We start from the raw sequence: 26,270 nt of genomic DNA on the forward strand, positions 1-26,270 counted from the left end.
TATTTGGGAGAAATTCAAGGTGATTTTCGGATGAACTAGACAATTTGATGCAGCTTGCCCACTGCAGAAATGAGATAGGCCTTGTTGGGCTTATCTTTGCGGATGCGGGTGAGCTCCTTCTGGTAGTTCTGGAGCTGCTCTCGGTATTTTTCGTATTTTTCGGTTCCCACTTCGGGAATGGTGAGCTTGTAATCGAGAATGGCAATGTGGTTCTCAAACTCCACTAAACGGTCCATGCGATAGCTCTTACCCTCTTTACTCGCAATATCCAATTCATTCCATGCGGCAACCCATTCGCCCGATGTCAGGTAAGGTTTGAGTTCTAATGAAGCCAATACGTTTTTAGTACGTTCCAGCACTTTTGCTGCATGCGCTTGATCAACATCAAGCCAATTCATCACCTCTGATTCGCTTGGCAGTTGCGGTGCCTGCACTTTAGAAGAGTCTGCCGTTACAAACTCTAGCAATTTATGAAAGTGCACGCCCTCTTCCAAGATCTCAGGATCAGGCTCTGGTGCTTTTTCACTCTCGCCCGCAAACACTTCAACCGTAACGCCACTTTCGATATCGCGCAGTAATTGCGCCTGACTCTCTTGTGCAGGCTTCCACGTCAAAACAAAATCATCGACTGTACTTTCCGATGCATACGCTTTCTGAGTAGGGGCATTTTTAGACTGATTCGTCCGATCTTGGCCAAGCTGATAAACGGGTACCTCAGCAGCGCTGGCCTTGCCATACCAAGAGGTCTTATCAAAACCATCCGGATTATTCTTGGTGGGTTTTTGCGCATCACCGCTTATCCAAAGCCCCTGACGAGCTCGAGTCATAGCTACATAAAGCAGATTCCAGTTCTCATTCTCACCAATACGCTTTTCTTCATCATTGATTTCAGTACGCGGGCTCGTTAATGTTTTTGAAGTAAAGAGGGAAAGGTGCGATGGACTTTCTTTATCAGGAGACCAATCCATCAATACACCGCTGTAGTCTATGTTGGTATCGGTATAGTTTGCATCCAAGATGATGACAAATGGGGATTCCAAACCCTTTGCCCCATGAATCGTCATTAAGCGCACGCGCTTATGGCGATCTTCTTCCGACATTTCATTTTCTTCATCAACGTCTACCAGATTGTCATCACTTGCGACATCAACATCACCCTCATCCGGCGTCTCATCGCCATCGCCACGGCGCTTTGCGTTGATTTCTTGAATGAAGCGACTAAGACTAGGGTATTGACCACCATCTTGATTGAGTGCCACCTCCAAGAAAGCATCCAAGTTTGCCAATGCTTGCGGACGGTCAATTTCCCGACAAACCGCAGCGTATTTGACACGCACATCACCCTCTTGATAGATGCGATCCAATAAATCATGTACTGGTAAGCGTTCACCAAGCAGATGCCAGTGCTGCAGATAGCGTGCCGCTACCCGCAAACGCTCATCTTGACTATCGTGCAGGGCGTCCCACCATGAGCGGTACCGACCAGAGGTCATTGCAACTGCAAGTTGTTGCATTTGCTTTTCAGCAAAACTGAAAATTGGACTGCGCAGAACCTGTGCCAACGGTAAATCATGACGCGGTGTTACGAGAACAGTTAACAAAGCGATCAGATCATCGATCTCCAGCGTATTTAATAAGCCGCCTAATCGGGAACTCTCATAGGCCAAATCCGCTTCACGCAATGCTCTCTCGTAGTAGGTCAGATATTTACGGCGCTTGACAAGCAATAGAAAATCGCTTGCCCTAGCAGCGCGCCAAACCTCTATGCCATTTTCTTTATCGGCCACTTTGCGTGTGGCCATAATTTCTTGAATGAGCCGAGCAACACATTCACCTTCTTGCTGACGCTGAACTACAGCGATGGTTTCACTTGCATCGGTAATGGCCACATCAAACGCACTACCCTCTCTCACGTCTGCGGGTTTTTCTGCGTACGGAATCAATGGCAGCAAGTAAATCTCGCCGTCGCTTGCGTACGCTTCTATTGGTTTGCTGTCTTTAGGGCTTTCCCAAAGCGTTTCTTGCTTGGTATAGAGATATTCCGGCGAGATTTGCTCGCCCATAAAGATCGTGTTGACTGCTTTATTAATTTTTTGAGCATTACGACGTGTTTTATTTTGCTCAATGTAAGCGGCGCCGAGGTTCTGATGCAAAAACGCACTGGCACTAACAAATAGTCGTGGATCAGCACGACGGAACCGATAAATGGATTGTTTAGGATCACCAACGATAAATACTTTCGGTGTCTCATCACCGTCACCATATCCGGACAGCCATGCTCGCAGAATTTGCCATTGCAAGGGATTGGTATCTTGAAATTCATCAACCAATATTTGCTTGTACTTCGCATCCAATCGCGACTGCAAATAGGCGGCATTGGCAGAGTCGCTCATCAGCAAACTTACGCCAACCTCTAAATCATCAAAGTCCCGCACGCGCATATTCTCTTTAGCGGCATTCGCGTGAGCCATCATGGATTGATTCAGTGCAAACCATGCTGCATTAATGACATAAATATCTTGCTCCGCCTGCCAGAGCAAATACTCCTCAAAAGCATGCCCCCAGGCCTGTTTGATAGCAATATGCTCCTCGATTCGATCCGCTTCACCGCACTTCTCTAGGTATTTTTTTGCGTCCCCTAAGGCCTTATTGTTATTGCTTCGATATTTCGGATCATCCTTGGTTAAGAAAGTAGTTTGAAAAATCCCAACCACGTCCATCACATCGCCACCATGCTGCTTGCAAGCAATCGCTGGACGTAGATACTCCAATAAATCACTATCTTGTGTACTGCTATTAGCAAAGCATCTCTCTAGAAACTCTAAATCCGCTAATGCATTCGGTGCATTCCACAGCGCCAACAAAGGATTTGGTAAATCGAGTTTGTGCAGTGTTTTCTTCAAAGACTCAATGGGGCTGATGCCGGCACGTTTACATTCTTTCTCGAAAAATGTCCACGCACCTCGCTGCTTGAATAGACTACCTCGTCCCATCAAGAGCTTTTGCGTCTCATGCGAACCGAGCTGCTTTAGCAATACGTCGTAATACGCTTTATTCTCAGGCGTGAGATCGCCCCACCAATCGTCTAAGCATTCCTCCTGTAAACGCTTCACATCCTCGCGCAACAAAAATCCTGGTTGCACCCCTAACGATACTGGTGCTGCACCCAATAATTTGCCAAACCAACCATGGAAGGTATCAATCACGATGGGTTGAGGGTTCGCCAACACTTGCTCATAAAGCATGTGGGCTTTGGGCAATGCTTGCTTTGCCTGCTCTGGGGTCATGCCTCTGATAGTGAGCTCTTTAGCGAGAGTAGCATCGTCTACTTTGGCGAATTGCTCTAATAATCCAGACAAGCGATCACGCATTTCTTGCGCAGCTTTGCGTGTAAACGTGAGTGCCAGGATTTCTTGTGGCTTTACATCGGCCAGCAAGAGGCGCACGATACGCGCAACCAATAACCAAGTCTTTCCACTGCCAGCACAAGCCGAAACAATGACCGATCGTTGTGGATCACAAGCGAGTGACTCTGAATAGGGTTGCTTTTCTGGAAGCATGCTGTTGGCCTCACTCATCTTGAAACTCACCAGATACCCTTTCTACAAATACCGCGTGCCTCACAGTATTGGCAAACACCTTCGGGCGCAAAAGCGTGCATGGGCTTTTTAGCCCAAAGTTGCTCAATGTCCTCGGTAATTTGGGCGTTGAACTCCTTTAATAAGACTGACATGTCACCCACTTCTTGAGAGCGGATGGCTTTTTGGTCACCCTTGGATAGATCGGCTTTTAAAGCAACCCACTCGGCCTGCTGCACTTGGTGACCAGCCAATTTGTGATTTTCTTGATCCCCATTGGCGGCGCGAGCATAGATTAATAGCTGTGGATCATCCAACAAGTGCTCAGCTCGCACCTTCACGCGCTCATAGCGTTGGTTTTTGTAATCCAGCACCGATGCTATTTTGGCGTTTTCTGTTTGAACATCATAGCGATCCGCAAATCCTTCAATGCGAATAGTTCTCCGTTCGCCTTGGTCATCCTCAAATGGCAAACCAAATCCAACCTTTACTTCGCCATCAAAATATTCCCAACCAGCCTGCTCGCGTTGCAACTGCCAATCAATAAAACTCGGAATTTGTTTTTGCCAATCCCTTAAAGTTCCCATGACTCTGGCATCACCCTCAATTAACTGAGCAAACTCTTGCTCCGAATACAAGGAGAGATGTTTTTCCATCCAAGCGCGTCGTTGCTCCCGATCGGTTTTGATTGCCGAGTTGGTATGTTCATGGGTTTTCAGTGCCTGACAAAAACGCTTAAGCAATTTATGTAAGGTCTGCCCCGCCAAGGAAGCATCAAACCCTTCATCAAACCCCTTATTTTTACGAAGGCCTAATAGGCTGCGTACGTAATAGCGATACGGGCAATCCCGCAGGGCTTTGTAAGCACTCGGGCTCATGGACAGCGGCATTGGCAATGCTTCCTCAACATGCGCTACTGCCATGTCCATGGGTTTGGCATCAAACAGGCGTTTATCTAATTGTGTTGGCAACGCCTCCCAAGCGATTTGGTTTTGTAAGCGCTGTATCCAGGCGGATGGACGCAATGGCTCTCCGTTATTGCTTTTACTTTGCCAGAGTAGATCAACATGCGCGCAAGAGACTAATAATTGCGAAAGGTCTCTAGCTTGCTGTATGAACTGCAGGGCAATCGTTGAGGTCTTCAGGGGTTGATTGAGTGCATCGGAGAAAAATAACGGTGGCTCTGCATACGCTGGCAATTGCTGTTCATCGCAACCCACAATGACTACAGCATCAAAATCCCGCATCCTTGTAGAGCTCAGAGGCAAGATGCTAAGTGTTGCTTGTGCTTCTTTGCTAGCCTCTTTGTAACTCGCCTCCTCGATGACGATTTTGAGTAAGCTCAACCACTCACTTAACCGAATCGACGTCTCTTGGTACTGTGTTTTGCCTAAATCAAATGTCTTGAGTACCTCTAACAATTGCTTGCCAGCGGAGTCTTGCTCCAGACCCTGCTCCAAGCCAGTTGCCTGAAGATTGCTCTGTAATAAGAAATACGCCTTTTTACAATCCACTTTTAGAGTCAGCCACTCATGATGACGCTCCTTCACAAACTGCAATAACTCCAATAGAGCTGTGCTGGGCATCCTGCTCATTGTTTTTGCAGCGTTCTCCTGCGCGCCTTCAACGGCTAAATAGAATGTTTTCCAGCCAGACTCGGCTTTACTCGCCACCAAAATATCTTCAAGCTCTGCAATGAGGCCAATACATCCCGCTGCATCACGTTGCAGAATTTTTTCAAGATCGATAAACGGATTTTGCAAGAACTCCAACAAAACTTCTGCGCTGGGCCCATCTTTAGGTGATCGAATGAGTTCCAACCAGCTATTAAGTGCAGCAGCCACTCGTGTTGTCGAAAGTTTCCAGCCAGTCTCATCCCGAATATTTAAGGCTGGGCCGAGACGCGCCAGTAGTGCGCGCGCCCTTCTCGCGACCAAACGGTCTTGCGCTACCAGCGCGACTTTGGTCTTACCATCGATCAAATGCTGCTCTACTCTTTTGGCCGTTGCCCAGGCCAACTCTTCAAAGCGTTTTGCAGAAATTAATTTCCACCGACTGCTGTGTGTGCGTTTGGCATTTGCCGCAGCAGCACCTTGCGCCTCCGCGGAACCAATAGCTTCTGGCCACAGCCCTGCCTCACGCCAATCCATTTTGACTTCGATCGCTGGCGCATATTGTGCATACTCACCCAGAAATTGATGAATGATTTCTTGATCAATAGATGTGGGATCAGCAGTCTCCACCCAAATCAGCGGTCTTGCAGGAACGTGGTGGTTAGCTAGGGCATCAAGATGGGCTGCCATCGCAAACTGATTTCGAAATGCAGGATCGCTCACACTGGCGGTATAGCGCCAAAAAGTCAGAAGCACTTTGGTCTCTTGGTCTACGACTTTGCGCGCCATACCGGAATAGACCCGCGTGATAGTGGTGTCGAGTAACTGTTGAGCCTGTGCTTGCGATGCCTCAGTAAACGCTGCCCACTGAGAGGAATCCTGATTCATGAATGCTCGCAATAGCACTTGTAGCTGTGGACTAATAGTTTTGGATAAGGTGTCACACGCTTTCACAATCGCTTGCGCCAAACCCCATGCACCACTTTCGGTCTCGGATTTAAACCACGCCTGCAAGTCCGGATGATTGCGTAAGGCGGAGTACACACTCAACCACCGCTCCAAATCAGGTTGTTTCTTGGGAAACTTCCATGCACCGGGCGCTGCTTCCAACCAATCTGCAAAGCTCATGACTTTGGGTAAGAGCGCGATGTTATTTGGTAGGTTGTCTGGTCGGTATTTTTCTAGCGCTGCCCGCACACCAATCAGCGGGCCAGCAGTACTGAGCACCACCAAGGGGCGTTGTCCAGTTTGCACTACACAATCCCAAATGCCCCCTGCCAACTGTTCCAAAGCGCTGGCATCGGGCGTGATTGCCCAAGACAACACTTGCTTTTGATCGGAAATGGCGGGAAATGGCTGCGGCATGAGGCGATTGGAATGGTTTAGGCTGGATGGCGAATATTCATTTTTGAGCAGGATCTTGCGCTTATTGCTAATATAAGCGCTGTAACGCTATAACAACATAAGTCACTAATAATCCCAAATAAGGAATTTTCATGAATGCCGGCATTAAATATGTAACTGACGCCTCTTTCGAACAAGACGTCCTCAAATCCGATAAACCTGTCCTGCTCGATTTTTGGGCGGAATGGTGTGGTCCTTGCAAAATGATTGGCCCCATCCTAGAAGAGCTTTCTGGTGAGTACAGCAACAAATTGCAAATCGCCAAAATGAATGTGGATGAGAACCAAGGCGTGCCAACCCAGTTCAATATTCGTGGCATTCCAACCCTGATCCTATTCAAAAACGGCACCGTAGCTGCTCAAAAAGTAGGCGCTTTGGCTAAATCGCAGTTGACCGCATTTATCGATAGTCATCTGTAAATCATCCTAGATCACAGGCTCTCCTATTGAGCCTATGGTTTTTCCCTCGAGTTTTAGCACTATCCGCATTGATCCCAACCGTTTTTAGTGTAGCATTTCGATTAACAGCAGTTCAGCGTTTCACGGTATTTATCTAGAACGCGCCTTTCCAGCAATTTATTCCCCCTTCTTTTAGCAGATTGCAAAATTCCTGTTTTTCCATATCTGCGTGATCTTCATCAGCGCGGCGATAACCCAAAACTCAACTTCATTCTTTATTTTTATCAACACCCGAGAACCACATGCAATTAACTGAACTCAAAGGCCTACACGTATCCGCCCTGCTTGAAATGGCAGCTGGCTTGGAGATGAAAACACTCAACGGATGCGCAAATAAGAACTCATGTTTGCGATTCTGAAAAAACGCGCCAAGGCTGGTGAAACCGTTTATGGCGATGGCACATTGGAAGTATTGCCAGATGGCTTTGGTTTCTTGCGCTCTCCTGAAACCTCCTACATGGCATCCCCCGATGACATTTACATCTCCCCTGCACAGATTCGCCGTTTCAATTTACATACTGGCGATAGCGTTGAAGGTGAAGTACGTACCCCGAAGGATGGTGAGCGTTACTTTGCGTTAGTCAAAGTCGACAAGATCAACGGTTTGGCTCCGGAGGCCCTCAAGAACCGCATCATGTTCGAAAACTTAACGCCTTTGCACCCTAACCGCGTCATTGGTTTGGAGCGCGACATTAAGGCGGAAGAAAACTTAACGGGTCGCATTATCGACATGATCTCTCCCATTGGTTACGGCCAACGCGGTTTGATTGTGGCCCCACCCAAGTCTGGTAAGACCGTGATGATGCAGCACATTGCTCACGCGATTTCGGCGAACAATCCCGATGCGATTTTGATTGTTTTGCTCATTGATGAGCGCCCAGAAGAAGTTACTGAAATGCAGCGCTCGGTGCGCGGTGAAGTTGTTGCCTCAACCTTCGATGAGCCTGCAGTACGTCACGTGCAAGTTGCTGAGATGGTGATTGAAAAAGCTAAGCGCTTAGTAGAGATGGGCAAAGACGTCATCATCTTGCTCGACTCGATTACTCGTCTGGCGCGCGCATACAACACAGTAGTACCTTCTTCCGGAAAGGTACTTTCAGGTGGTGTGGATGCCAATGCGCTGCAACGTCCAAAACGTTTCTTTGGCGCAGCCCGTAACATAGAAGAAGGTGGCTCCTTAACAATCATCGCTACTGCCCTGATTGAAACGGGTAGCCGTATGGATGACCTCATCTATGAGGAATTCAAAGGTACCGGCAATATGGAAGTCCATTTGGAGCGTCGTCTGGCTGAACATCGCGTCTATCCTTCAATTAACCTCAACAAATCTGGTACCCGCCGTGAGGAATTACTGGTTAAACCAGAAAACCTCCAGAAGATCTGGGTATTGCGGAAATTGCTCGCCGATATGGACGATATCGAGGCGATGAACTTCATCGTGGATAAGCTCAAATCGACCAAAAACAATGGTGAATTCTTCGACCTGATGCGTCGCGGAGGCTAATTTGGGGGTCTAGGGGCCTATTTAGCCCATTTTAGGCTTCAAAAGTGCGCTTTGTTATTGATTTCATGGCATAATTTCGCCTTTATTGCTGTAACAAGCGCTTTTAAAACCTGGGAAAGTATTTAGGTGAGTTCACTTAAACGGCTACCCGCTGATAGGACCCAACATGAAACCTGGCATTCACCCTGAATATCGTGAAATCGTCTTTTTGGACGTTTCTAATAATTTCAGTTTCAAGACTCGCTCCACTATGGCCACGAAAGAGACCATCAAGTGGGAAGACGGCAATGAATATCCATTAGCCAAGATCGAGACTTCTTCTGAATCACACCCTTTCTACACTGGTACCCAAAAAATCATGGATACCGCTGGTCGTGTTGAGAAATTCCGTCAGAAATTCGGTAGCAAAGCGGTTGCGAAAGCTTCTGGCGATGGCGCTGCAAGAACTGCTGAGAAAAAAGCGGCGGCTGCAGAAGCCAAAGCTGCTGAAAAAGCAACCAAGAAGAAGGCTTAATACACTTCTGAATCGCAGGGTGCGGTAACGCCCTTCTCTGCGAGATAATCAAGGCAGCGTTTGCTGCCTTTTTTATTTTTGATTATTTTGTTTTTTGTTTTGCCTAAACTCCATTCATGGTCAAACTCACCGCTGCTGCCACTCGATCGATTCCACGCATCATCATTTTTGCGTTGACGATTGTCTATGGTTTCGCAGGTCTTTTCTTTCGGGATCCTTGGAAGAATGAAGACGCGATTGGTTTTGGCGGGATGTGGACTTTATTTCGTGGCAACTCGCTCGATTGGATCGTGCCCCACTTAGCAGGTCGCGCTCTTTCTCTCGGATCACCACTGCCCTACTGGATGGGCGCCACTCTGATTCAATTATTTAGCGGCTGGATTGGTGCAGCCAATGCTGCGCGTTTGTATTCAGCGATTTGTTTCTTTGCAGCAGCGTTAGCCATTTGGTATGCCACCTATTTATTAGGTCGTCGGCGTGAAGTGCAACCGATGGCTCTGGCAGTTGGCGGACAACCGGACATGAAGAGTTACGGCATGACACTTGCCGATGGCGCATTACTCATCTTTTTGGCATGCGTCGGTCTTGCGCAGCGCGCTCATGAAACTACACCCATGATGGCGCAACTCATGGGCATCAGTATCGTGCTCTATGGGACTGTGCGTGGCTTAGATAAGCCCTGGCAAGGTGGATTGTGGACCGGCTTAGGAATTGCCATTGTGGCACTGTCGAGCAACCTCACATTAAGCCTCATCATCGTTACCTCTACCATCATTGCTGTAATCGCGAGTAACGCGAAATTGCGTTTTCTGTGGACTCTCACGAGCACAGTCATCGGCCTAATCGGTTTTGCTGTTTGGCCTATCCTTTGGTATGTCTTCGATTTGCCGACTTCATGGCGACACATTGCCCAAGAGGGTTGGCACAATGTACCTGAGATGCGCTCAACCCCATCCTTGGAATCCTTAAGCTTTTTGAGCGTGAACTTCTGGGCCTACGCATGGCCTGTGTGGCCGCTAGCCGCCATCTCCTTAGCGCACTGGGGTCGCGTGAAAGAAGCCGGTGCATGGCGCGCCCCTCATCTGTGTATTCCGCTCAGTCTATTTATTGGTAGCTTGATTTATGTTCTGTTTCGTTTGGAAGCCAACGAACATGACCTCATGATCCTGATTCCAAGTCTATCGATCATTGCCGCCTTTAGCTTACCGATTCTCAAGCGCAGCATGATTAGCTTTATTGATTGGTTTGCGATGTTTAGCTTTACGCTCATCGCATTGGCTATTTGGATTATCTGGCTGGCTAAAGTGACCGGCTTTCCAGAATCCACCGCAGCCAACATCGCTCGCTTTCTGCCAGGCTTTGAGGGTCAATTTAATTGGCTGGCATTTATCGTTGCTCTTGCAATTACGGGGGTTTGGTTAGCAGTCGTGCGTTGGAGAACATCGCGCGCCCCGAAAGAAATTTGGCGTTGCTTGATTATTTCTGCATCGGGTACAACCTTGATGTGGGTGCTCCTCATGACCTTATGGCTGCCTACCATTAACTTCGCTAAAACGTATCGCCCTGTATCCGTTCGCTTGGCACAAGTAGTGCCCTCTGGCGGAGGCTGTATTGATACTAGCAATATCGGTCCAGCCCAGTTAGCGTCGTTTGATTACTTTACAAAACTCACTCTGCGTGATGATCCCGATTGCCCTTGGATGCTCACGCAGAATCAATTGGAAGCACAGGCCTACGCACGCCCGAACAATAAGAAAGTGCATCTCCTTTGGGAAGATCGTCGTGCCGCAGACCGCGATGAACGCTTACGTCTTTACGAAGTCATTCCGGAATAAGGCGTGCTGCACTTTAAGCTATCGCGTCTTCGCGAGGATATTCCTGCTCTACTAAAACTTGCTGGCCCTCTCTTAATTGGTCAGCTCGCAGTCATCGCATTTGGTGTTTTAGATACCGCTATGACCGCACGCTATTCTGCTAATGACTTGGCTGCTCTTGCCATGGCCTCGGCCATCTTCATTAGCGTCTACGTTGGCTTAACGGGGGTTGTCTCAGCGCTTGCACCGATCGCTGGGCAACTGTTTGCCGCCAAACGCTTGAGCGATATCGGTGAAGAGGTGCGTCAAGCTACCTGGCTAGCATTGGGTCTCACCATTTTAGGTTGCTGGATACTGCTCAATGCCCAACCCCTGTTAGCAATCTCACGGGTAGCACCCGAAATTGAAAGCAATGCCCGATTGTATTTAAGTATCTTGGCGTTAGGCCTGCCTGCCAGTATGGGCATGCGCGTATTGATGACGCTTCACAATGCCGTGTCGCGTCCTGCAGTGATCACGGTAGTGCAGTTGATTGGTTTAGCACTCAAGCTACCGTTAAATTTGCTCTTCATTTACGGCGGTCTTGGTATTGAGGGTATGGGTGGGCCTGGTTGCGCAGTGGCTACCGTCATCATCAACTGGTCATGGCTATTGATGACGCTGGGCTTTGTTGTATTTGATCGCTTTTATCGCCCCTTCAAAATCTTTGAACGCTTTAGCCTACCCAATTGGCATCGCATCTGGACTCTTTTGAAACTGGGAACACCCATTGGCTTTAGTTATTTGATTGAAGTGACTTCATTCACACTCATGTCATTGTTTATTGCCCGCTTAGGGACTACCGCCTTGGCTGGCCATCAAATTGTGGCAAACATAGGGACCGCCATTTACATGGTGCCCCTCTCACTCTCGATTGCAACCATGACATTGGTATCGCAATCGATTGGCGCCAATCAACAAGAGCGCGCCGAAGAAATTGGCTGGTCGTCCGTGTTCTTTACAACCGCGCTGTGCATCACGATTGGCGTTGCGGTTTGGGTATTTCGCATTCAATTGCTGAATTTATATGATTTACCACAAGAGGTCAAAGCGTTTTCCATTCCACTATTTCTATTTATCGCGTTTTATCAAGTCTTTGATGCCCTGCAAGTGACTGCTGCATTTATTCTGCGAGCCTATCGCATCGCATTTTGGCCAATGGTCATTTATGCAGGTTCACTTTGGGGCGTTGGCCTAGGTGGCGGTTACCTAATGGGCTTTAATGTGCTTGGTAATACGCCCCCCTTCTTGCAAGGGGCCAACGGTTTTTGGGCTGGCAACAGCATCAGCCTCGGACTCGCAGCGTGTTTACTGCTATACCTCTTTCGAAAAACGGCGGGGCGTTACGAGAAAACGCATCCACCTGTTGAAGTTTAGGAATTCAGATGTGGTTAGCGGTAGCTGGGGTTCGCTACTGGCACTGCATGGCTAGGCACTTGATTGCCTTTGGCATACATACACTGTTGATACGCGATGTTGTATTGCGTTTGCGCTTGATTTTGCTTACCAGCAGAATTCATTGCGCCCATGGCAGCACCGCCAAGCAATCCTACGCCAGTACCAGTACCGATATTTTGACTACTACCGCCCCGAATGACAGCACCTGCTGCCGCACCGAGTGCAGCTCCAATAGCAGCGCTCGTGGCGCCCTCTTTTAACGCCGCACTGCTCGTATCTTTTACGGCATTGGCTGCAAACTCGCGACACTGCTGATCTTCTTGCTGAAAGACTTCAAATGACTTGCCTTCGCGCGGCATGATAGCGATTGTGGGTCCTGTCGGTGCAGATACACATCCCACCAAACTAGCTAAAGATGCCAACACTGAAACCGAAAGAATGGCACGGCGCGTAAATCGTTTCATAAATACCCTTTGATTACTGAAATTACTGAACAGAGATTAATACTGTGGACGGCGCTGTGGTGCGTTACTGGTTGGCGGCGTAGCGGATTGTGCTTGCCATCCTGTTGGGCGCTCCTGCGCATACGGAAAATATTTACCACTGGCTTCGCAGTAATACCAAACGGTCGGTTGTGGTTGCGCTGCTAACACCATCGGTTGTGGTGGTGGCGCATAAGTCACCACTGGCGGTGGAGCGTAAACAACTGGGGGAGCATGGTAACCAGGATAGGGGCCGTAATAGCCACTATATGCCCAGCCACCTCGCCAACCGGGTTCCCCAACCATGACCCCATCCGGGTCCAGCATAGGGGCCATAAGCTGTTGGTCGCCAACCACCGTATCTGCCGCCCACGGACACATTCCAAGCAACATTACCAGCATTGGCTACCACTGGAGCTAACGTGAGTAGCGCTGCAACAATGATTCCTAATATGCTGATTTGATTGAGTTGTTTCATGATTGACCCCCCTCTATTTAGTGCTGTGTGGTCTTCTGAATACGGTTGTCTTGATCCTATTGGGGATTCGATAAAGAATCCCTTACTCACAATAACGCATAACGAACGAGCACGCTGACACAAAAGTTATTTATTTATCAGATCCTACTGATCCAATTTTGCACTCGATTGCACAACCACACGCGACCATTTAGCCGACTCATGGGTGATCAGCTTTGCTAGATCTTTAGAGCTGCCCGGATTGGGCTCCAATCCCCCTGCCAATAAGCGACTTCTGATCTCAGGCTGATTTAAGGTACTGCGCGTGAGTTGATTTAAGCGTTTTTGAATATGGGGCGGTAAGTTTGCTGGTGCCATTAACGAAAACCAAGACACCGCTTCAAATCCAGGCAGACCCTGTTCGGCCAATGTGGGGATTTCAGAGGCGGCGGGCAATCGTTTGAGCGTAGTTACCCCTAACGCTTGTACCTCACCCGCTTTAATCAGCAGCAGTGAAGAAGATAGGTTATCAAAGAGCATTGAAATACGACCGCTTACCAAATCGGGCAATGATTGTACCCTACCCTTATATGGAATATGCCGTATTTGAATACCGGCCATCTCTTTGAATAATTCACCAGACATATGCAATGAAGTGCCAACGCCCGAAGAACCAAATGTCAATTGATTGGGCTTGGCTTTGGCTAACTCAATCAACTCATGTATGTTGGTAACACCCAATTGTTTATTCACAATCAGAACATTCGGCGTGCTCGCCAAAAAACTAATGGGCGTGAAATCCTCAATCGGATTAAATGACATCTTTTCATAGATGGCGCCATTAATCGCATGAATACCTACCGTACCAGTCAAGAGCATAAACCACCATCAGGGTCACTCTTGGCAACGAGCTCAGCGCCAATATTACCGCCATATCCCGGTTTATTTTCAACCAGGACTGGCATACCTAAGGCCTGTTGCCAATTCTCCGCCAATACGCAAGCCAATATGTCAGGGGCTCCGCCAGGAGTAAACGTCACAATAATGCGAATGGCTTGCTTGGGCCACGTTGCATTTTTCGAAGCGTTGAGATTGGAAACTGTCTGGGCCTGAACCACTAGGGTGATCATCGCCAACAGAATCGATACGCAGAGGTTACGTGCTACCTTCAACAATTGCATGACCCACAGCCCAAATGGATGGACTAGCTTAAGAATAAGAAATTAAAAACCAAAACGAGAGCGAAGCCACAACCATCCATCGTAACGCACAGGATCATCGGCACATGCTCCAATGCCACACCCTAGTAGGGTGGAAATTAAATTACCAAACACGATCAAGATAAAAAGAATGATCAAAGTATTCGCAAACCATGAGCGAGAGCGCACATCTCGGTTGGGCAGCATCAATAAGATGGCGAACCCAATTAACAAACCAAGATAACCAATAAATGCCCAAGTGTAAAAATGCAACTCTAAAAAGGTTGCACCAAACCCTTTATCACCAGACAAGATATGAATGAATATCTGGCGTAGTGAGGCCATCATCCCTACTAAGCCGCCAAAAATGCCCCAGCCATAATGGGCAGAATGTGCGCCACAACGAATGTTCAGTACCAGCGCGAAACCAATAATGACAAAGCCAATACGTTGCATGAGGCAGAGTGGGCATGGCAACTCACCAAAATAGAGTTGATCGATAAAGGCGTAAGACAAAGTCCCAACAACCGCCAATAGAGCCAGTTGATTGCCTAGTGATGCAAGAGATGGAAACGAGGCTCTTTTCACGATGATCACAAATTAATGTGGAGATGACTCGTTGCATGGAAGCGGAACCACAGCATCAGAATAAATACCGTAATCGCCAACATGCATAGACCTGCCAAACGTTTTTCAAACCAGACCAAGACAAGTCCGATAAGCGCTGTCAGAAAAGGCAGGAACATATACATACTGGAATTCTAGCGCAGGATGGTTTCGAGTCTTTGAAATCACTGCCTTAGGAATGCTTAACCCTACCGATGGCTTTGTTTAGAATGCCTACATGACCACTCGATCCACCCCGCCCTGCCTCGACCTAACGCTAGAAGGCGCTATTGCAAGGATTACCTTCAATAACCCTGCAGCACGCAATGCAATGACTTGGCCTATGTATGAAGAGCTCAAGTCTATATGCGATGCATTAGCCAAAAACGATTCTGTTCGCGTCGCCATTTTCCGAGGTGCTGGTGATAAGGCATTTGTCTCGGGGAGTGATATTGAGCAATTTGTAAATTTGCAAAAAGATGAAGCGTACGAAGTGGCTGTGGATGATATCTTTCACTCACTACACACCTACCCATACCCACTATTGCTCTGATTGAAGATTTAGCGGTTGGAAGCGGTTTATTGATTGCCACCGCATGCGACTTTCGTATTTCCACACCCGACGCACGCTTTGGTATTCCAGTAGCGCGCACTTTGGGAAATTGTTTATCACCAAGCAATCTGGCTTGGATTAGTGCGCACCTAGGTATACCCTATGGTGAAAAAAATGTTGCTCACAAGCGAATTGATCAAAGCGCCAGAACTCCTTGCTACTGGCTACCTATATCAAACCGCTCCAGCTCCTAAAATCAATGCCGGTGCCGACGCCCTAGCAAATAAGCTCGCAGTCCTAGCCCCCATTACTCAAAAGGCTGGCAAAATTGCTCTAGCACGCTTACTGGAGAGCAATCTTCCTGACTGCACAGACCTGATGAGGGAGACCTATAACAGTCAGGACTTCAAAGAAGGTGTCAATGCCTTTTTAGAAGGTCGCCCACCCAAGTGGGAAGGCAAGTAATTTGATGCGGCTTTTAATGGCTAAATAATTTTTGTTTTTAGGTTTTTCAAGCCCGCAACACTACCTTCCAGCACATCACCTTTTTTTACAGGGCCAACGCCAGCAGGTGTGCCCGAGAAAATTAAATCAACTGGCTCCAGAGTGAACAAGGTCGATAAATACGCAATGGTGTCGGGCACATTCCGGATGAGTTGATTCAGATCGCCAGATTGACGCACCTCTCCGTTGACTAATAGCGTTACCGCACCCTGGCTTGGATGGCCGCATTGGCTTGCGGGGGTAATTTCACCGCAAGGAGCGGATTGATCGAATGCTTTGCCGGCATCCTAAGGGCGCCCCATCTTCTTGGTCTCCCCTTGTAGATCGCGTCTAGTCATGCGAAACCAACACCATAACCATACACATGCTCCAGAGCTTTATCAGCTGCAATATTGGCACCACCTTTACCAATAGCTACGACCATCTCGATTTCGTGATGAACATCATTCGAAAGATTGGGGTAAGACATATCCTTCCCATCAGTCACAATTGAGTTCGCTGGCTTCATAAAAAAGAATGGCGGCTCACGAGCATGATCTGCATAGTTACGACCCACACAATAAATGCGATTAACTGCAAAACGACGGGTATCGCCTGCAACCGGTAATGAGATTTGCGCTGGCGGGTCGATAACAAATGCTGGGCTCATGTCTTTCCTTTTTAAATACTGTTATTTTTTATCAGTATGGCGCACTTTTAATAGCAGGATACTCAAGGCCAATGCAAACGTGAGTGTATTCTAAGATCAGCGGCCATTTTTCAATAATGAGTCCGTATATTAGCCATAGACCCACCCCGAGGGTAAAGAGTGAATACATTCCCAAGGAAATGCCCGAGAGGTCTCGAGTACGCCATGACTGGATTGCCTGCGGCAAGAAAGAAACCGTCGTTAAGAATGCCGCGCAATAACCGATGACATCAATGGAAGATTGCGCGAGTGCCATAAACCGATGTTAGGTCGTATAGATTTATTGTTTTTTATTGGCACCAGCGCGACGGGCTTCTACATCTTTATTGATAGCCGCGATCGTTTTTGCATCGGGTGATTTCCAATTACCGCCCGAGTTCTTCACCATATAGACCAAGGCATCGGAGAAGCCCTCAATGCTGAGATTGGGATTACCGCCTTTCGGAGGCACCCCGCGCACACCAAAGTATGCGTGCGCCGTGAGTGTGACTTGAACCTTCTGCAATCAGCGCGCCCATTTTACTTTGTCGCCAAACTTGGGGGCATTCAATACACCCGCACCATGACAATTGGCGCAGACTTGTGTAGGTATTTTCGCCAGACTGAGCAAGAGGCGCGCCCGAGAGCAGGACAGTAGTCGCGACAACCTTCAGCGAGGATACAAATGTTGATTTCATTAGGAGATTCTTTCTAATGACAGATTTGTACATTTGTTATTAGATAAGAATGTAGCCCAATTTTCGAAAATATGCTCTTGAGAATCTACCCTAGACCAAAAAAGATTGCTAAATGGTAGGTGATGAACGAGGCGATATAGGCTAGCCCGAATAGATAGCTCAGCATAATAACTGGGATCTTCCAGCCACCCGTTTCCCGTTTAACTGCTGCGATTGTGGATAGACACTGCGGCGCAAAGACAAACCAGGCCAACAACGAGAGCGCTGTGGCCAAAGACCATCCCGTTGAAATCAGAGGAATTAAAGCTTCCGCAGCATCGGCACTAGAACTGGATAAGGCATACACCGTTGCTAAGGAACTCACCACTACTTCACGCGCCGCCATTCCAGGCACTAACGCAATACTAATTTGCCAACTAAACCCAATTGGCTCAAAGATGTGTGCAAGCGCTTGCCCCAACATACCAGCAAAACTGTACTGAATAGCCGATTGTGTTGCGCCCTCGGGAGGCAACGGAAAACTCGATAGCGCCCAGAGCGCTACCGTCATTAGCAGAATGATTCCACCAACACGACGCAAGAAAATTTCTGCGCGCTGCCACAAACTGATCGCTAAATTACCGAGACGCGGCAAGTGATAACTGGGCAACTCCATCATGAGCGCATTCATTCGAAATTGCTCACTCGTAAAACGCTTAAGGACCCACGCTACCGCCATCGCACCCAAAATCCCTGCGAGATAAAGCAAGAAAAGCACCAACCCCTGCAAATCAATTCCCGCCCACAACTTTTGCTCAGGAATGAACGCCGAAATTAGCAATGCATATACTGGCAATCGCGCCGAGCAGGTCATCATGGGTGCAATCAAGATAGTCACGAGTCGATCTCGAGCATTGGAAATGCTTCTCGTGGCCATAATTCCGGGGATGGCGCAGGCAAAGCTTGATAACAAGGGAATAAAAGATCGACCCGATAGGCCCACGGAGCCCATCACGCGATCTAATAAATAAGCAGCTCTGGGCAGATAACCGGACTCCTCCAAGAGCAGGATAAAGAAAAACAGAATCAAGATCTGCGGCAAGAAGATTACTACCCCACCGAGGCCTGCCAAAATGCCGTTGATGAATAGACTGCGTAGCCAATTCTCTGGCAAGATCTGCCCGATTTGTGCACCGAGATACTCAACGGTGGCCTTGATGAATTCCATGGGCACGGTAGCCCAACTAAAGACCGCCTGGAAAATACAAAACAGCAACGCTATCAAAATCAGTGGGCCGATGATGGGATGGAGTAATACAGCATCCAAGCGATCGCTCAATTGATCAGGAATAATTTGATCAAGACCTAAATTTTGCAAAATGCGTTGCACTTGCACGTTATCGGATTCAGCATGGGCAATATGGGATGCCACATTTTCCAAAGTAGCGTCGCTACTGCCCGTGCGAAGGTGGTGAAGATTTCGCCAGTCCAATGCGGATAAAAACTGCTTAATGTTATCGGCACCATTTGCCTGAATGCCAATGCTGGTCACCACCGGTAAGCCCAACTCAGTCGAGAGTGCAGCAGTATCAATCTGCAAACCCTGACGCTTGGCGACATCCAGCATATTGAGCACCACGACACAAGGCAAACCTAAGCGCTTGGCCGCCAGGACTAAGCGAAGATTACGACGCAGGTTCATGGCACTCAGAATGCACAGGACTAAATCGGGACGCTTCTCGCCTTCGGCTTTACCTAATAAAACATTACAAGTAACGCGCTCATCGAGCGATCTGGGATACAGACTATAGGCACCTGGCAAATCTAAGATGCGAATATTTTTTCCGGAATCCAGAGAAAGTCGCCCCTCTTTGCGTTCAACGGTCACACCAGAATAGTTGGCGACTTTTTGACGACTACCCGTCAATAAATTGAAGAGCGCTGTTTTTCCGCAATTAGGGTTGCCCAATAGAGCAACAATCGGCTCACTCGGAAAAAAATGAACCGTAGACTCAGACATGAGCAATACGTTCAACAGCAATCATACGCGCCTCGGATTCACGCAAGGCAAAGGTAGAGGCGCCAACGCGAACAAGGTAGGGACCTCTCTTCAGCAAACCTTTGCGAAGTAATGTGACCTGCTCTCCTGGCAAAAACCCAATGTCCTCCAATTGCCCCTTAATTTGCGGAGCACCTTTGGGGGCGTTTACCTCGCTTACGCGATATAGACTACCAAGGTCAACTTGATCTAGATGCATTGAATACAGAGAGCGATTGTGTTTTTGGGCCATTATATCGTTAAATGAGAATGAATATCATTCATGAAAATCCACTCTATTTGACTGAATAATGCCGTTTTTTACCCATTTCAACTTTGATCCAAAACAAAAAGAATGGAATTCATGCATACTAAATCCAATCTCTTAATAAGATTTGATATGTACTTACCAAAACACTTTGCCGTTGATGATCCCGCAATCCTAGCGCAGCTGATTGCGGAATATCCTTTGGCCACTCTGGTTGGAAATTTAGACAATCATCTGGAGGTCAATCACCTCCCATTAATGTTAAGCGCGGATCAATCCAAACTTTATGGTCACATTGCCAGAGTGAATCCCCTGGTCAAAATTGCCGCCAGCAATAACACGAATGTGACCGCAATTTTTCATGGGCCAGATGCGTATGTAACCCCTGCCTGGTATCCATCCAAAAAAGAAACGGGCAAAGTGGTTCCTATATGGAACTATGCGGTCGTTCATGCTCAGGGCACACTCAAGTTAATTGAAGATTCCCAATGGCTAAGAAGTCATGTAGCGCAAATGACAAATATTCATGAGCCCACCAATCAATCCAACTGGAAACTCGATGATGCTCCCGAAGATTATGCTCAGATGATGCTTAGAGCCATCGTTGGCATTGAGATTGATGTCCAGAATTTGGTCGGCAAGTTCAAGCTCAGCCAAAACCGCCCACCAGAGGACTATGCCGCTGTCGTTGATGTCCTGGACAAATCCCCTGCAGAGGTATTGCAGGAAATGCGCAAACTCATGAAACCTCACTAAGGGGTGGTGTAGCCGTATTTTGTAAAAGGGATTTTGCTTGCGTGGTCTGCATAAACTGATATAGCGCCTGCGCATCAAGTGATGCACCTTTTTTAAGACCATGCGCTGTTTAATGGGTGCATGCAGTGCGCGTTCACCAATACATAACGCGTGTCTTTAGCCACTTCAGTCGCCTTAGCGAGCGATAGCGCAGTGAACCCAATGTCCGCAGCCCCAGTGACCACATACGTAGTGGCTACCCCGATGTTGTCACCATAGACAATTTTGTCTTTTGCAAGATCCCACAAACCCTCCGCCTTGAGATACTCAACAGCAGCTTTGCCATAGGGGGCTAAGTCAGGCTTAGCAATGGCAATCCGCCTTGCTTTTTGAATAGCAGTAGCGATTTCAGTCTTATTTGCCGTCAACGGCAATCCATCATTGGCCTTCGCAATAAGGACCAACTTGCCAATGGCATAAACACTCCCCTCATTTAATGTCTTGCCATTTTTATAAAGCTCTAAAGGAAAGCGCTCATCAGCAGCAATAAACAACTGAAATGGCGCGCCATTTTGTATTTGAGCGGCAAAATTACCGGATGAGCCATACACCACACGCAATTCGCTCTTGTGATTTGCCTTAAATTCTTGGGCAATTTCGCTAAATGCATCCTTCATGTTCGCAGCAACTGCTACCGTTACAGTCTGTGCAACAGCCGACTGTAGAATCAAAAACAATGCTGCGATAAGGATGATTAAACGAACATGCATAGTCGATAAGTTGTTGTGTTCATGGATTGCTCAAAGCCATTCTTTGACTTGTCGATTTAGACTAACAGCTTTATATCTTGGCGTATCACTAGAGTAACCGCGAATTTTGCGAATTAACTTCGAGGCCTCCGATTGTGACACCATGGTTTTATGCATAGCAATAAAGAAAATCTCATCTTTCAACGGAACAAATCCCAAGCCATTTTCTAAAGCAATATTTTTAACGCCGATACCAACATCGGCCTTACCAGCCAAAATGGCATTCGCCACCGCGGAGTGGGTAAATTCTTCTTGTAAATAACTGTTGATATCCAGAGGATCAATTCCGTCATTCATTAATAAATGATCGAGTAACAATCGAGTACCAGAACCAATCTGCCGATTAATAAAGCGAACTTTTGGATTCAGCAAATCCTCGATCGCGCGAATGTTCAAGAGGTTGCTTTTTTTACAATCAAACCCTGGGTGCGCTTCATGACAGGGTAAATCTGGATCTCGTTTTTGGATAGGCGCTGATGAATCGCTCATTAGCACACGCCCAAGAAAAAAGCATTGTGGTCTCTTCCACCACCTCTACTGAGCAATCCGGTTTATTTGGATTCATCTTGCCCATCTTCAAAATGAAAACTGGCATTGATATAAAAGTGGTTGCCGTTGGTACTGGCCAAGCGTTGGACATTGGACGTCGCGGTGATGCTGATGTTGTCTTTGTGCACGACAAACCCGCAGAGGAATTGTTTGTACAAGAAGGCTATTCCACCAAACGCAATGAAGTGATGTACAACGACTTTGTCTTAATTGGTCCAAAGTCTGATCCTGCAAAAGTCAATGGTGGCAAAGATATTCAAGTAGCGTTTCAAAAAATTGCTGCGGCGCAGGCTCTATTCGTCTCGCGTGGCGATAAGGGTGGCACCCATGCGGCCGAGTTGTGCTATTGGAAAGGCGCTGGAATTGCAGTCTCGCCCAATCAAGCTTGGTATAAAGAAACGGGCTCTGGCATGGGCCCTGCCCTGAATACCGTTTCCGCGATGAATGGCTATATTCTGGCCGACCGCGCTACTTGGCTTAGCTTTAAGAATCGAGGCGATCTCGCTATTCTGGTTCAGGGCGATCCCAAGTTATTCAATCAATATGGCGTGATGTTGGTAAATCCTGCCAAGTACCCCAATGTCAAAAAAGCGGAAGGTCAACCTTTATTGATTGGCTCATCTCTAAAAATGGTCAGGACGTTATAGCAAGCTATCAAATTGGTGGTGAGCAACTGTTCTTCCCGAATGCCAAGAAATAAACATGGATCATTTAAAAAACCTGGCCGTAGCTTTGGCTGCTGTAATCGCTTGCTCTAGCACCCCGGTAGTAATGGCTCAAAGCAACCCTGCAAATCCAGAAGCAATTTATGGGCAAGGTAAGCGTAGCTTCACCCTTGCTACGGGCAGTCCAGGTGAGCTTGGCTTGCTTCAACATTAGGTGAAGCCTTTGATAAACAAGAAGGTGCAAGACTCATCTGGATTAAAGCTGGCAGTGGTGTCTCGTTAAACCTCTTGAAGACTGGTAAAGTCGACATGATTGTTCATGCTCCGGATGCTGTTAACAAGGCTTTGGCTGAGGGATGGGCAACGAACCGAACCCTAATTGGTTCGAATGAGTTTTACATCGTAGGCCCTAAGAGCGATCCTGAAAACATCAAGTCAGCTACTAGCGGTGCTGATGCATATTCGAAAATTGCCAAAGCACAAGATAAATTTATATCTCGAGGTGATAAGTCAGGTACGCATCAAAAAGAAATGGATATTTGGAAGAAGGCTGGCATCAATCCTGAAGGAAATTGGTACATCGTCACAAACGATTTCATGACCGCATCACTCAAGCGCGCAAATACTGAAAATGCGTACTTCATGACCGATAGCAGCACTTGGGTGTCAGAAAAAGTGCAGATACTGTATCGAGGCGATTAATTCTTAGTCAACACCTACGATGCCTTGGCGGCGCCAGATGGAGCGACTGCAAATCGCGATATCGCAGTGAAATTCATTCTATTTGTCGCCTCTGATGAAGGCCAAGCAATTATTCGCAATTATGGAAAGTCTAAATATAGAGAGCCTCTCTATAATGACGCTATCTATGCCAAGCAATACGTTCATTAGGAGAAATCATGGAACTCAAAGTCAAGCTCAGCGCCCGCAACACCCTCAATGGCAAAGTTGTTGAACACAAGATGGGTCAAACCACGTCACACGTAAAGATAGATATTGGTGGCGGCCAAATTGTGACTGCCTCCATTACAAATGAGGCGGTTGATGAGCTCAACCTAAAAGTGGGCGATCAAGCTTGGGCAAGTGATCAAGGCGTCCGATGTCATGGTTGCCAAGAGCGCTTAATCGGACTTACTTTCTTAAGGTAAATAAAAAGCCCGCATCTGCGGGCTTTTTACTGTCTACTAGTTGTACTGGCGACTTATTTCTTAGGCGTTACGAAACCAATTGCGGTGTCATCAACATACTCTACGATCACATCATCGCCAGCCTTAAATTTCTCAAGACCGAGCACTGCTGGATCCACTTTGACTTTTTGCTTCTCACCATTTGGCATTGTGAAAGTCACGATACGCGTTTTTTGATCGATCGTTGAGATCTTGACAGTGGCATAAACAGCATCAGTTGTCTCTTCGAATGGCTTAGCAGAACCTTTACCAGCAATCGTTACAGAACGTACACCTGATACACCAGGCTTCGCATCTTTTGGAGCTGCTGTTAAGCCTACTGCAATCGCTTGTGCATGCTCAACTAAAAATACATCGCCCTTTTTCACTTTATCTAAGTCATTTACTGATTTAGCAACATTCATTTGCGCCAAATTGCCGTTGGCATCTTTTAATACGACAATGCGCTTCTTAGCATCTACAGAATCTACCGTTGCGCTGAGAACAACAACTTCCGCTGCCAAAGGCAACATTTTGGCTGGCATCTGTGCAAAAACTGATGATGCACAGGCGATTCCGACGACAGCAAACAAACTAGCAAGTAATGATTTCTTCAAGATAACTCCTAAATAAGGGGGTTTGGATGAAACGACTGAGACGCCATGAGCGTCGCCTAACCATTGTAACCATGCCCAATTTCGATGGGATGGCTTATTTGTTACATTAGAGGTTGCACTTCATCCACAACCTTTGTTGATCTAACCCATTGAAAAATATTGATATTTTGCTTCTATCCTGGAAAGATGCTGCCAGCGAAGCATTTTCCATTCGCAAAGCCGTCTTTATCGAAGAGCAGAATGTGCCTGAGGAACTCGAGCTCGACGAATTCGACGCCCAAGCAATGCATGCCTTGCTTAAATTCAATAACCAATCGATTGGCACGGCAAGATTAGTCGACCTACCGAATGGACAAGCTCAAATCGGGCGAATGGCAGTATTACCGCAGTACCGAGGTCAAGGCTTTGGCAAACAAATTCTGGTAAGAATGATCTTGGCCGCGAGGGAGAAAGGGATCACCAGTCTTATGCTGCATTCCCAAGTAAGCGCCGTCCGCTTTTATGAAAAGTTGGGATTTATTGCTCAAGGAGCGATCTATGATGAAGCGGGAATACCGCATCGTAATATGATGTTGGAATTACTGAAATAGACTAATTACCCATGACTGCCATACCAACGAATAAGACTCCCAACGAATTTATCTACGTGCACCGTGTCTGCTACTCCGACACCGATGCGGCGGGGTTTGTATATCACGGTCGCTATCTTGAAATCTTTGAACGCAGTCGTACAGAATGGTTGGCGCAATATGACTTGAGCCCCACAAAGCTCATCAATGAGCACAATATTGTGATGCCCGCACGCGAACTGACGATGAACTTTTATAAGCCCGGTCGCTTGGATGATATTTTGTACATAGATCAAGTGATTGAGCACCGTGGACGCACCCAGGTAACCGTCAAACAAACGGCTCAACGAAAATTACCGGATAGTGAAAAATTGCAAGTAATTGCTAGTGCAACATTGCATATTGTTTGCGCGGATACGATATCGCTAAAACCAAAGGCTTGGCCAGATTGGTTTTTTCCAGCGCAGTAGCTTGGAGATTAAATCATGTCAGACGGCAAACTCCTCACCTTTGTAAAAGCGCTCAGCATATTGCTGGAGCAAAAGCCCAGTGAAGAGACGATTTTTACTCAGGGCAAAAAATTTCTGGAGGATTTCGTTGCGACAGACGATTGATTGCCCGATGAATTTACGAAACCGCACCCCCATACTATCAGCAATACCTTCTGTATGCGGACCCCTTAGATCGGTTCTCTATGGTGAGTTTTGTGTGGGGTCCAGGTCAAAAAACCCCTGTTCACAATCACACCGTATGGGGAATGGTAGGCCAATTACGCGGGGAAGAAAAAGGAACGCCCTACTTCCTCAACCTGATGGTCGTTTGATGGCTGGAGTGTCGAGCATTTCTGCGCCGGGGCATGTTGATACTGTCTCCCCTGCTACGCATGATATCCACGTGGTTGAAAATAACTTGATTGATAAAACCTCAATCAGTATTCATGTGTATGGCGGCAATATCGGCAAAATCCAGCGCTCGGTTTTTGATCCAGAGACAGGCGTTGAAAAATCTTTTATCTCTGGGTATGCCAATACTGTGGTTCCCAATCTTTGGAAATCGACTTAATTTGCAAATGAATCGCTTGGGTTGGGTAAAATAGAGGTTTGAGAACTCCCTTAAACTTCTTCAAGCGAAATCCAATGACCACTAACCGTCGCTCCGCCTTAAAAACAATTGCAGGCGCCATTGCCCTGCCAACCCCGGGTCCAATCTCCAACGCATTTGGCCAAGCAGATCCTAATTGGACTACCTATGAAATTGTGACGGAGGTGTCTCTAGAGTCACCAAATGGCACAGCAGAAACTTGGATTCCACTGCCTTTAGTCTTAGATACAAGTATTTCCGTACCCTTGCCATCAGACCTGAAGCGAGTGACCCAAAAGCTGTAGAT

The 26,270-nt window shown here is 47.3% G+C and carries 28 protein-coding genes and 4 pseudogenes; 16 read left to right on the top strand and 16 right to left on the bottom strand.

The window, feature by feature from the left end; all coding sequences use genetic code 11:
• Window positions 1–35: 35 nt before the first annotated feature.
• Window positions 36–3,590, bottom strand: a complete 3,555-nt coding sequence (locus tag BQ1619_RS05040) for a UvrD-helicase domain-containing protein (protein WP_231968522.1) — start codon at window positions 3,588–3,590, stop codon at window positions 36–38.
• Window positions 3,587–6,556, bottom strand: coding sequence for a PD-(D/E)XK nuclease family protein (locus tag BQ1619_RS05045; protein WP_114662606.1), 2,970 nt, complete (start codon window positions 6,554–6,556; stop codon window positions 3,587–3,589). The genes BQ1619_RS05040 and BQ1619_RS05045 overlap by 4 nt, the downstream gene beginning before the upstream one ends.
• Before the next feature lie 131 nt (window positions 6,557–6,687).
• On the opposite strand from BQ1619_RS05045, the gene trxA reads away from it, so the two are divergent.
• From trxA to BQ1619_RS05070, 5 genes and pseudogenes are all read left to right on the top strand, one after another.
• Window positions 6,688–7,014, top strand: coding sequence for a thioredoxin TrxA (gene trxA / locus BQ1619_RS05050; protein ID WP_114662608.1), 327 nt, complete (start codon window positions 6,688–6,690; stop codon window positions 7,012–7,014).
• Between the two features lie 281 nt (window positions 7,015–7,295).
• Window positions 7,296–8,557, top strand: a pseudogene (gene rho, locus BQ1619_RS05055) (transcription termination factor Rho).
• A 166-nt stretch (window positions 8,558–8,723) separates the two neighbouring features.
• A complete protein-coding gene (locus BQ1619_RS05060) occupies window positions 8,724–9,071 on the top strand; it encodes a type B 50S ribosomal protein L31 (RefSeq protein WP_114662610.1) in 348 nt (115 codons plus the stop codon).
• Between the two features lie 116 nt (window positions 9,072–9,187).
• Window positions 9,188–10,906 carry an ArnT family glycosyltransferase gene (locus tag BQ1619_RS05065; protein WP_114662612.1) on the top strand — a complete coding sequence of 573 codons (1,719 nt, stop codon included), beginning with the start codon at window positions 9,188–9,190 and terminating at the stop codon, window positions 10,904–10,906.
• Window positions 10,907–10,909: 3 nt separating this feature from the next.
• Window positions 10,910–12,301 carry an MATE family efflux transporter gene (locus BQ1619_RS05070; protein ID WP_114662614.1) on the top strand — a complete coding sequence of 464 codons (1,392 nt, stop codon included), beginning with the start codon at window positions 10,910–10,912 and terminating at the stop codon, window positions 12,299–12,301.
• Between the two features lie 14 nt (window positions 12,302–12,315).
• Here BQ1619_RS05070 and BQ1619_RS05075 read toward each other — a convergent pair whose 3' ends face one another.
• The 6 genes from BQ1619_RS05075 to BQ1619_RS10640 form a co-directional block, all read right to left on the bottom strand.
• Window positions 12,316–12,786, bottom strand: a complete 471-nt coding sequence (locus tag BQ1619_RS05075) for a glycine zipper family protein (RefSeq protein ID WP_114662616.1) — start codon at window positions 12,784–12,786, stop codon at window positions 12,316–12,318.
• 36 nt (window positions 12,787–12,822) lie between these two features.
• Window positions 12,823–13,206, bottom strand: coding sequence for a hypothetical protein (locus BQ1619_RS05080; protein ID WP_114662618.1), 384 nt, complete (start codon window positions 13,204–13,206; stop codon window positions 12,823–12,825).
• A gap of 220 nt (window positions 13,207–13,426) precedes the next feature.
• Window positions 13,427–14,140, bottom strand: coding sequence for a Bug family tripartite tricarboxylate transporter substrate binding protein (locus BQ1619_RS05085; protein WP_269460075.1), 714 nt, complete (start codon window positions 14,138–14,140; stop codon window positions 13,427–13,429).
• Window positions 14,131–14,442 carry a tripartite tricarboxylate transporter substrate-binding protein gene (locus BQ1619_RS10300; RefSeq protein WP_269460076.1) on the bottom strand — a complete coding sequence of 104 codons (312 nt, stop codon included), beginning with the start codon at window positions 14,440–14,442 and terminating at the stop codon, window positions 14,131–14,133. Before BQ1619_RS10300 ends, BQ1619_RS05085 begins: the two co-directional genes overlap by 10 nt.
• A gap of 42 nt (window positions 14,443–14,484) precedes the next feature.
• Complete coding sequence (locus BQ1619_RS05090) at window positions 14,485–15,048, bottom strand: disulfide bond formation protein B (protein WP_114663526.1); 564 nt, start codon at window positions 15,046–15,048, stop codon at window positions 14,485–14,487.
• 5 nt (window positions 15,049–15,053) lie between these two features.
• A complete protein-coding gene (locus BQ1619_RS10640; RefSeq protein ID WP_415066030.1) occupies window positions 15,054–15,212 on the bottom strand; it encodes a DUF5993 family protein in 159 nt (52 codons plus the stop codon).
• A gap of 92 nt (window positions 15,213–15,304) precedes the next feature.
• On the opposite strand from BQ1619_RS10640, the gene BQ1619_RS09850 reads away from it, so the two are divergent.
• Entirely contained in the window at window positions 15,305–15,619 is a 315-nt protein-coding gene (locus BQ1619_RS09850; protein WP_231968523.1) for an enoyl-CoA hydratase/isomerase family protein, read from the top strand.
• A 174-nt stretch (window positions 15,620–15,793) separates the two neighbouring features.
• A complete protein-coding gene (locus BQ1619_RS09855) occupies window positions 15,794–16,084 on the top strand; it encodes an enoyl-CoA hydratase-related protein (RefSeq protein ID WP_231968524.1) in 291 nt (96 codons plus the stop codon).
• A gap of 20 nt (window positions 16,085–16,104) precedes the next feature.
• Here BQ1619_RS09855 and BQ1619_RS05100 read toward each other — a convergent pair.
• The 5 genes and pseudogenes from BQ1619_RS05100 to BQ1619_RS05120 all read right to left on the bottom strand — a co-directional run bounded on the left by BQ1619_RS05100 (window position 16,105) and on the right by BQ1619_RS05120 (window position 19,758).
• Window positions 16,105–16,772: pseudogene (locus BQ1619_RS05100) on the bottom strand (fumarylacetoacetate hydrolase family protein).
• A gap of 31 nt (window positions 16,773–16,803) precedes the next feature.
• The gene (locus BQ1619_RS05105) at window positions 16,804–17,067 is read right to left on the bottom strand and encodes a SemiSWEET transporter (RefSeq protein WP_331851896.1); all 264 of its coding nucleotides are present in this window, start codon (window positions 17,065–17,067) and stop codon (window positions 16,804–16,806) included.
• A 24-nt stretch (window positions 17,068–17,091) separates the two neighbouring features.
• Window positions 17,092–17,316, bottom strand: a complete 225-nt coding sequence (locus BQ1619_RS05110; RefSeq protein WP_114662620.1) for a hypothetical protein — start codon at window positions 17,314–17,316, stop codon at window positions 17,092–17,094.
• Between the two features lie 257 nt (window positions 17,317–17,573).
• Window positions 17,574–19,487: a ferrous iron transporter B gene (gene feoB / locus BQ1619_RS05115; protein ID WP_114662621.1), complete on the bottom strand. Its 1,914-nt coding sequence runs from the start codon at window positions 19,485–19,487 to the stop codon at window positions 17,574–17,576.
• The gene (locus BQ1619_RS05120) at window positions 19,480–19,758 is read right to left on the bottom strand and encodes a FeoA family protein (protein WP_231968525.1); all 279 of its coding nucleotides are present in this window, start codon (window positions 19,756–19,758) and stop codon (window positions 19,480–19,482) included. The genes feoB and BQ1619_RS05120 overlap by 8 nt, the downstream gene beginning before the upstream one ends.
• A gap of 147 nt (window positions 19,759–19,905) precedes the next feature.
• Here BQ1619_RS05120 and BQ1619_RS05125 point away from each other — a divergent pair, with 147 nt between their 5' ends.
• On the top strand, window positions 19,906–20,529 hold the full coding sequence (locus BQ1619_RS05125; protein WP_162784604.1) for an FMN-binding negative transcriptional regulator: 624 nt from the start codon (window positions 19,906–19,908) through the stop codon (window positions 20,527–20,529).
• Between the two features lie 92 nt (window positions 20,530–20,621).
• Here the strand turns inward: BQ1619_RS05125 and modA are convergent, their stop codons facing one another.
• Both modA and BQ1619_RS05135 read right to left on the bottom strand, forming a co-directional pair.
• A complete protein-coding gene (modA, locus tag BQ1619_RS05130; RefSeq protein ID WP_197711876.1) occupies window positions 20,622–21,278 on the bottom strand; it encodes a molybdate ABC transporter substrate-binding protein in 657 nt (218 codons plus the stop codon).
• 30 nt (window positions 21,279–21,308) lie between these two features.
• Complete coding sequence (locus BQ1619_RS05135; RefSeq protein ID WP_114662623.1) at window positions 21,309–21,806, bottom strand: substrate-binding domain-containing protein; 498 nt, start codon at window positions 21,804–21,806, stop codon at window positions 21,309–21,311.
• On the opposite strand from BQ1619_RS05135, the pseudogene BQ1619_RS05140 reads away from it, so the two are divergent.
• The 4 genes and pseudogenes from BQ1619_RS05140 (at window position 21,794) to BQ1619_RS05150 (ending at window position 23,679) form a co-directional block, all read left to right on the top strand.
• A pseudogene (locus BQ1619_RS05140) lies at window positions 21,794–22,566 on the top strand (ABC transporter substrate-binding protein). The gene BQ1619_RS05135 and the pseudogene BQ1619_RS05140 sit on opposite strands and share 13 nt — an antisense overlap.
• Window positions 22,567–22,568: 2 nt before the next feature.
• Window positions 22,569–22,745: a hypothetical protein gene (locus tag BQ1619_RS09185; protein ID WP_197711877.1), complete on the top strand. Its 177-nt coding sequence runs from the start codon at window positions 22,569–22,571 to the stop codon at window positions 22,743–22,745.
• 41 nt (window positions 22,746–22,786) lie between these two features.
• Window positions 22,787–23,233, top strand: coding sequence for an ABC transporter substrate-binding protein (locus BQ1619_RS09190; RefSeq protein WP_231968635.1), 447 nt, complete (start codon window positions 22,787–22,789; stop codon window positions 23,231–23,233).
• A gap of 197 nt (window positions 23,234–23,430) precedes the next feature.
• Window positions 23,431–23,679 carry a TOBE domain-containing protein gene (locus BQ1619_RS05150; protein WP_231968526.1) on the top strand — a complete coding sequence of 83 codons (249 nt, stop codon included), beginning with the start codon at window positions 23,431–23,433 and terminating at the stop codon, window positions 23,677–23,679.
• A gap of 53 nt (window positions 23,680–23,732) precedes the next feature.
• Here the strand turns inward: BQ1619_RS05150 and BQ1619_RS05155 are convergent, their stop codons facing one another.
• Entirely contained in the window at window positions 23,733–24,314 is a 582-nt protein-coding gene (locus tag BQ1619_RS05155; protein ID WP_114662624.1) for a hypothetical protein, read from the bottom strand.
• Window positions 24,315–24,463: 149 nt separating this feature from the next.
• Between BQ1619_RS05155 and BQ1619_RS05160 the strand changes: the two genes are divergently transcribed.
• From BQ1619_RS05160 to BQ1619_RS05175, 4 genes and pseudogenes are all read left to right on the top strand, one after another.
• Window positions 24,464–24,904, top strand: a complete 441-nt coding sequence (locus tag BQ1619_RS05160; protein WP_114662625.1) for a GNAT family N-acetyltransferase — start codon at window positions 24,464–24,466, stop codon at window positions 24,902–24,904.
• Between the two features lie 11 nt (window positions 24,905–24,915).
• A complete protein-coding gene (locus BQ1619_RS05165) occupies window positions 24,916–25,353 on the top strand; it encodes a YbgC/FadM family acyl-CoA thioesterase (protein ID WP_114662626.1) in 438 nt (145 codons plus the stop codon).
• Between the two features lie 15 nt (window positions 25,354–25,368).
• Window positions 25,369–25,945, top strand: a pseudogene (locus BQ1619_RS05170) (cysteine dioxygenase family protein).
• Window positions 25,946–26,019: 74 nt separating this feature from the next.
• Window positions 26,020–26,268 carry a hypothetical protein gene (locus tag BQ1619_RS05175; protein ID WP_114662627.1) on the top strand — a complete coding sequence of 83 codons (249 nt, stop codon included), beginning with the start codon at window positions 26,020–26,022 and terminating at the stop codon, window positions 26,266–26,268.
• The last annotated feature ends 2 nt before the right edge of the window (window positions 26,269–26,270 follow it).

Origin of the sequence: Polynucleobacter necessarius (assembly GCF_900095195.1) — a bacterium.
GTDB lineage: Bacteria > Pseudomonadota > Gammaproteobacteria > Burkholderiales > Burkholderiaceae > Polynucleobacter > Polynucleobacter necessarius_G.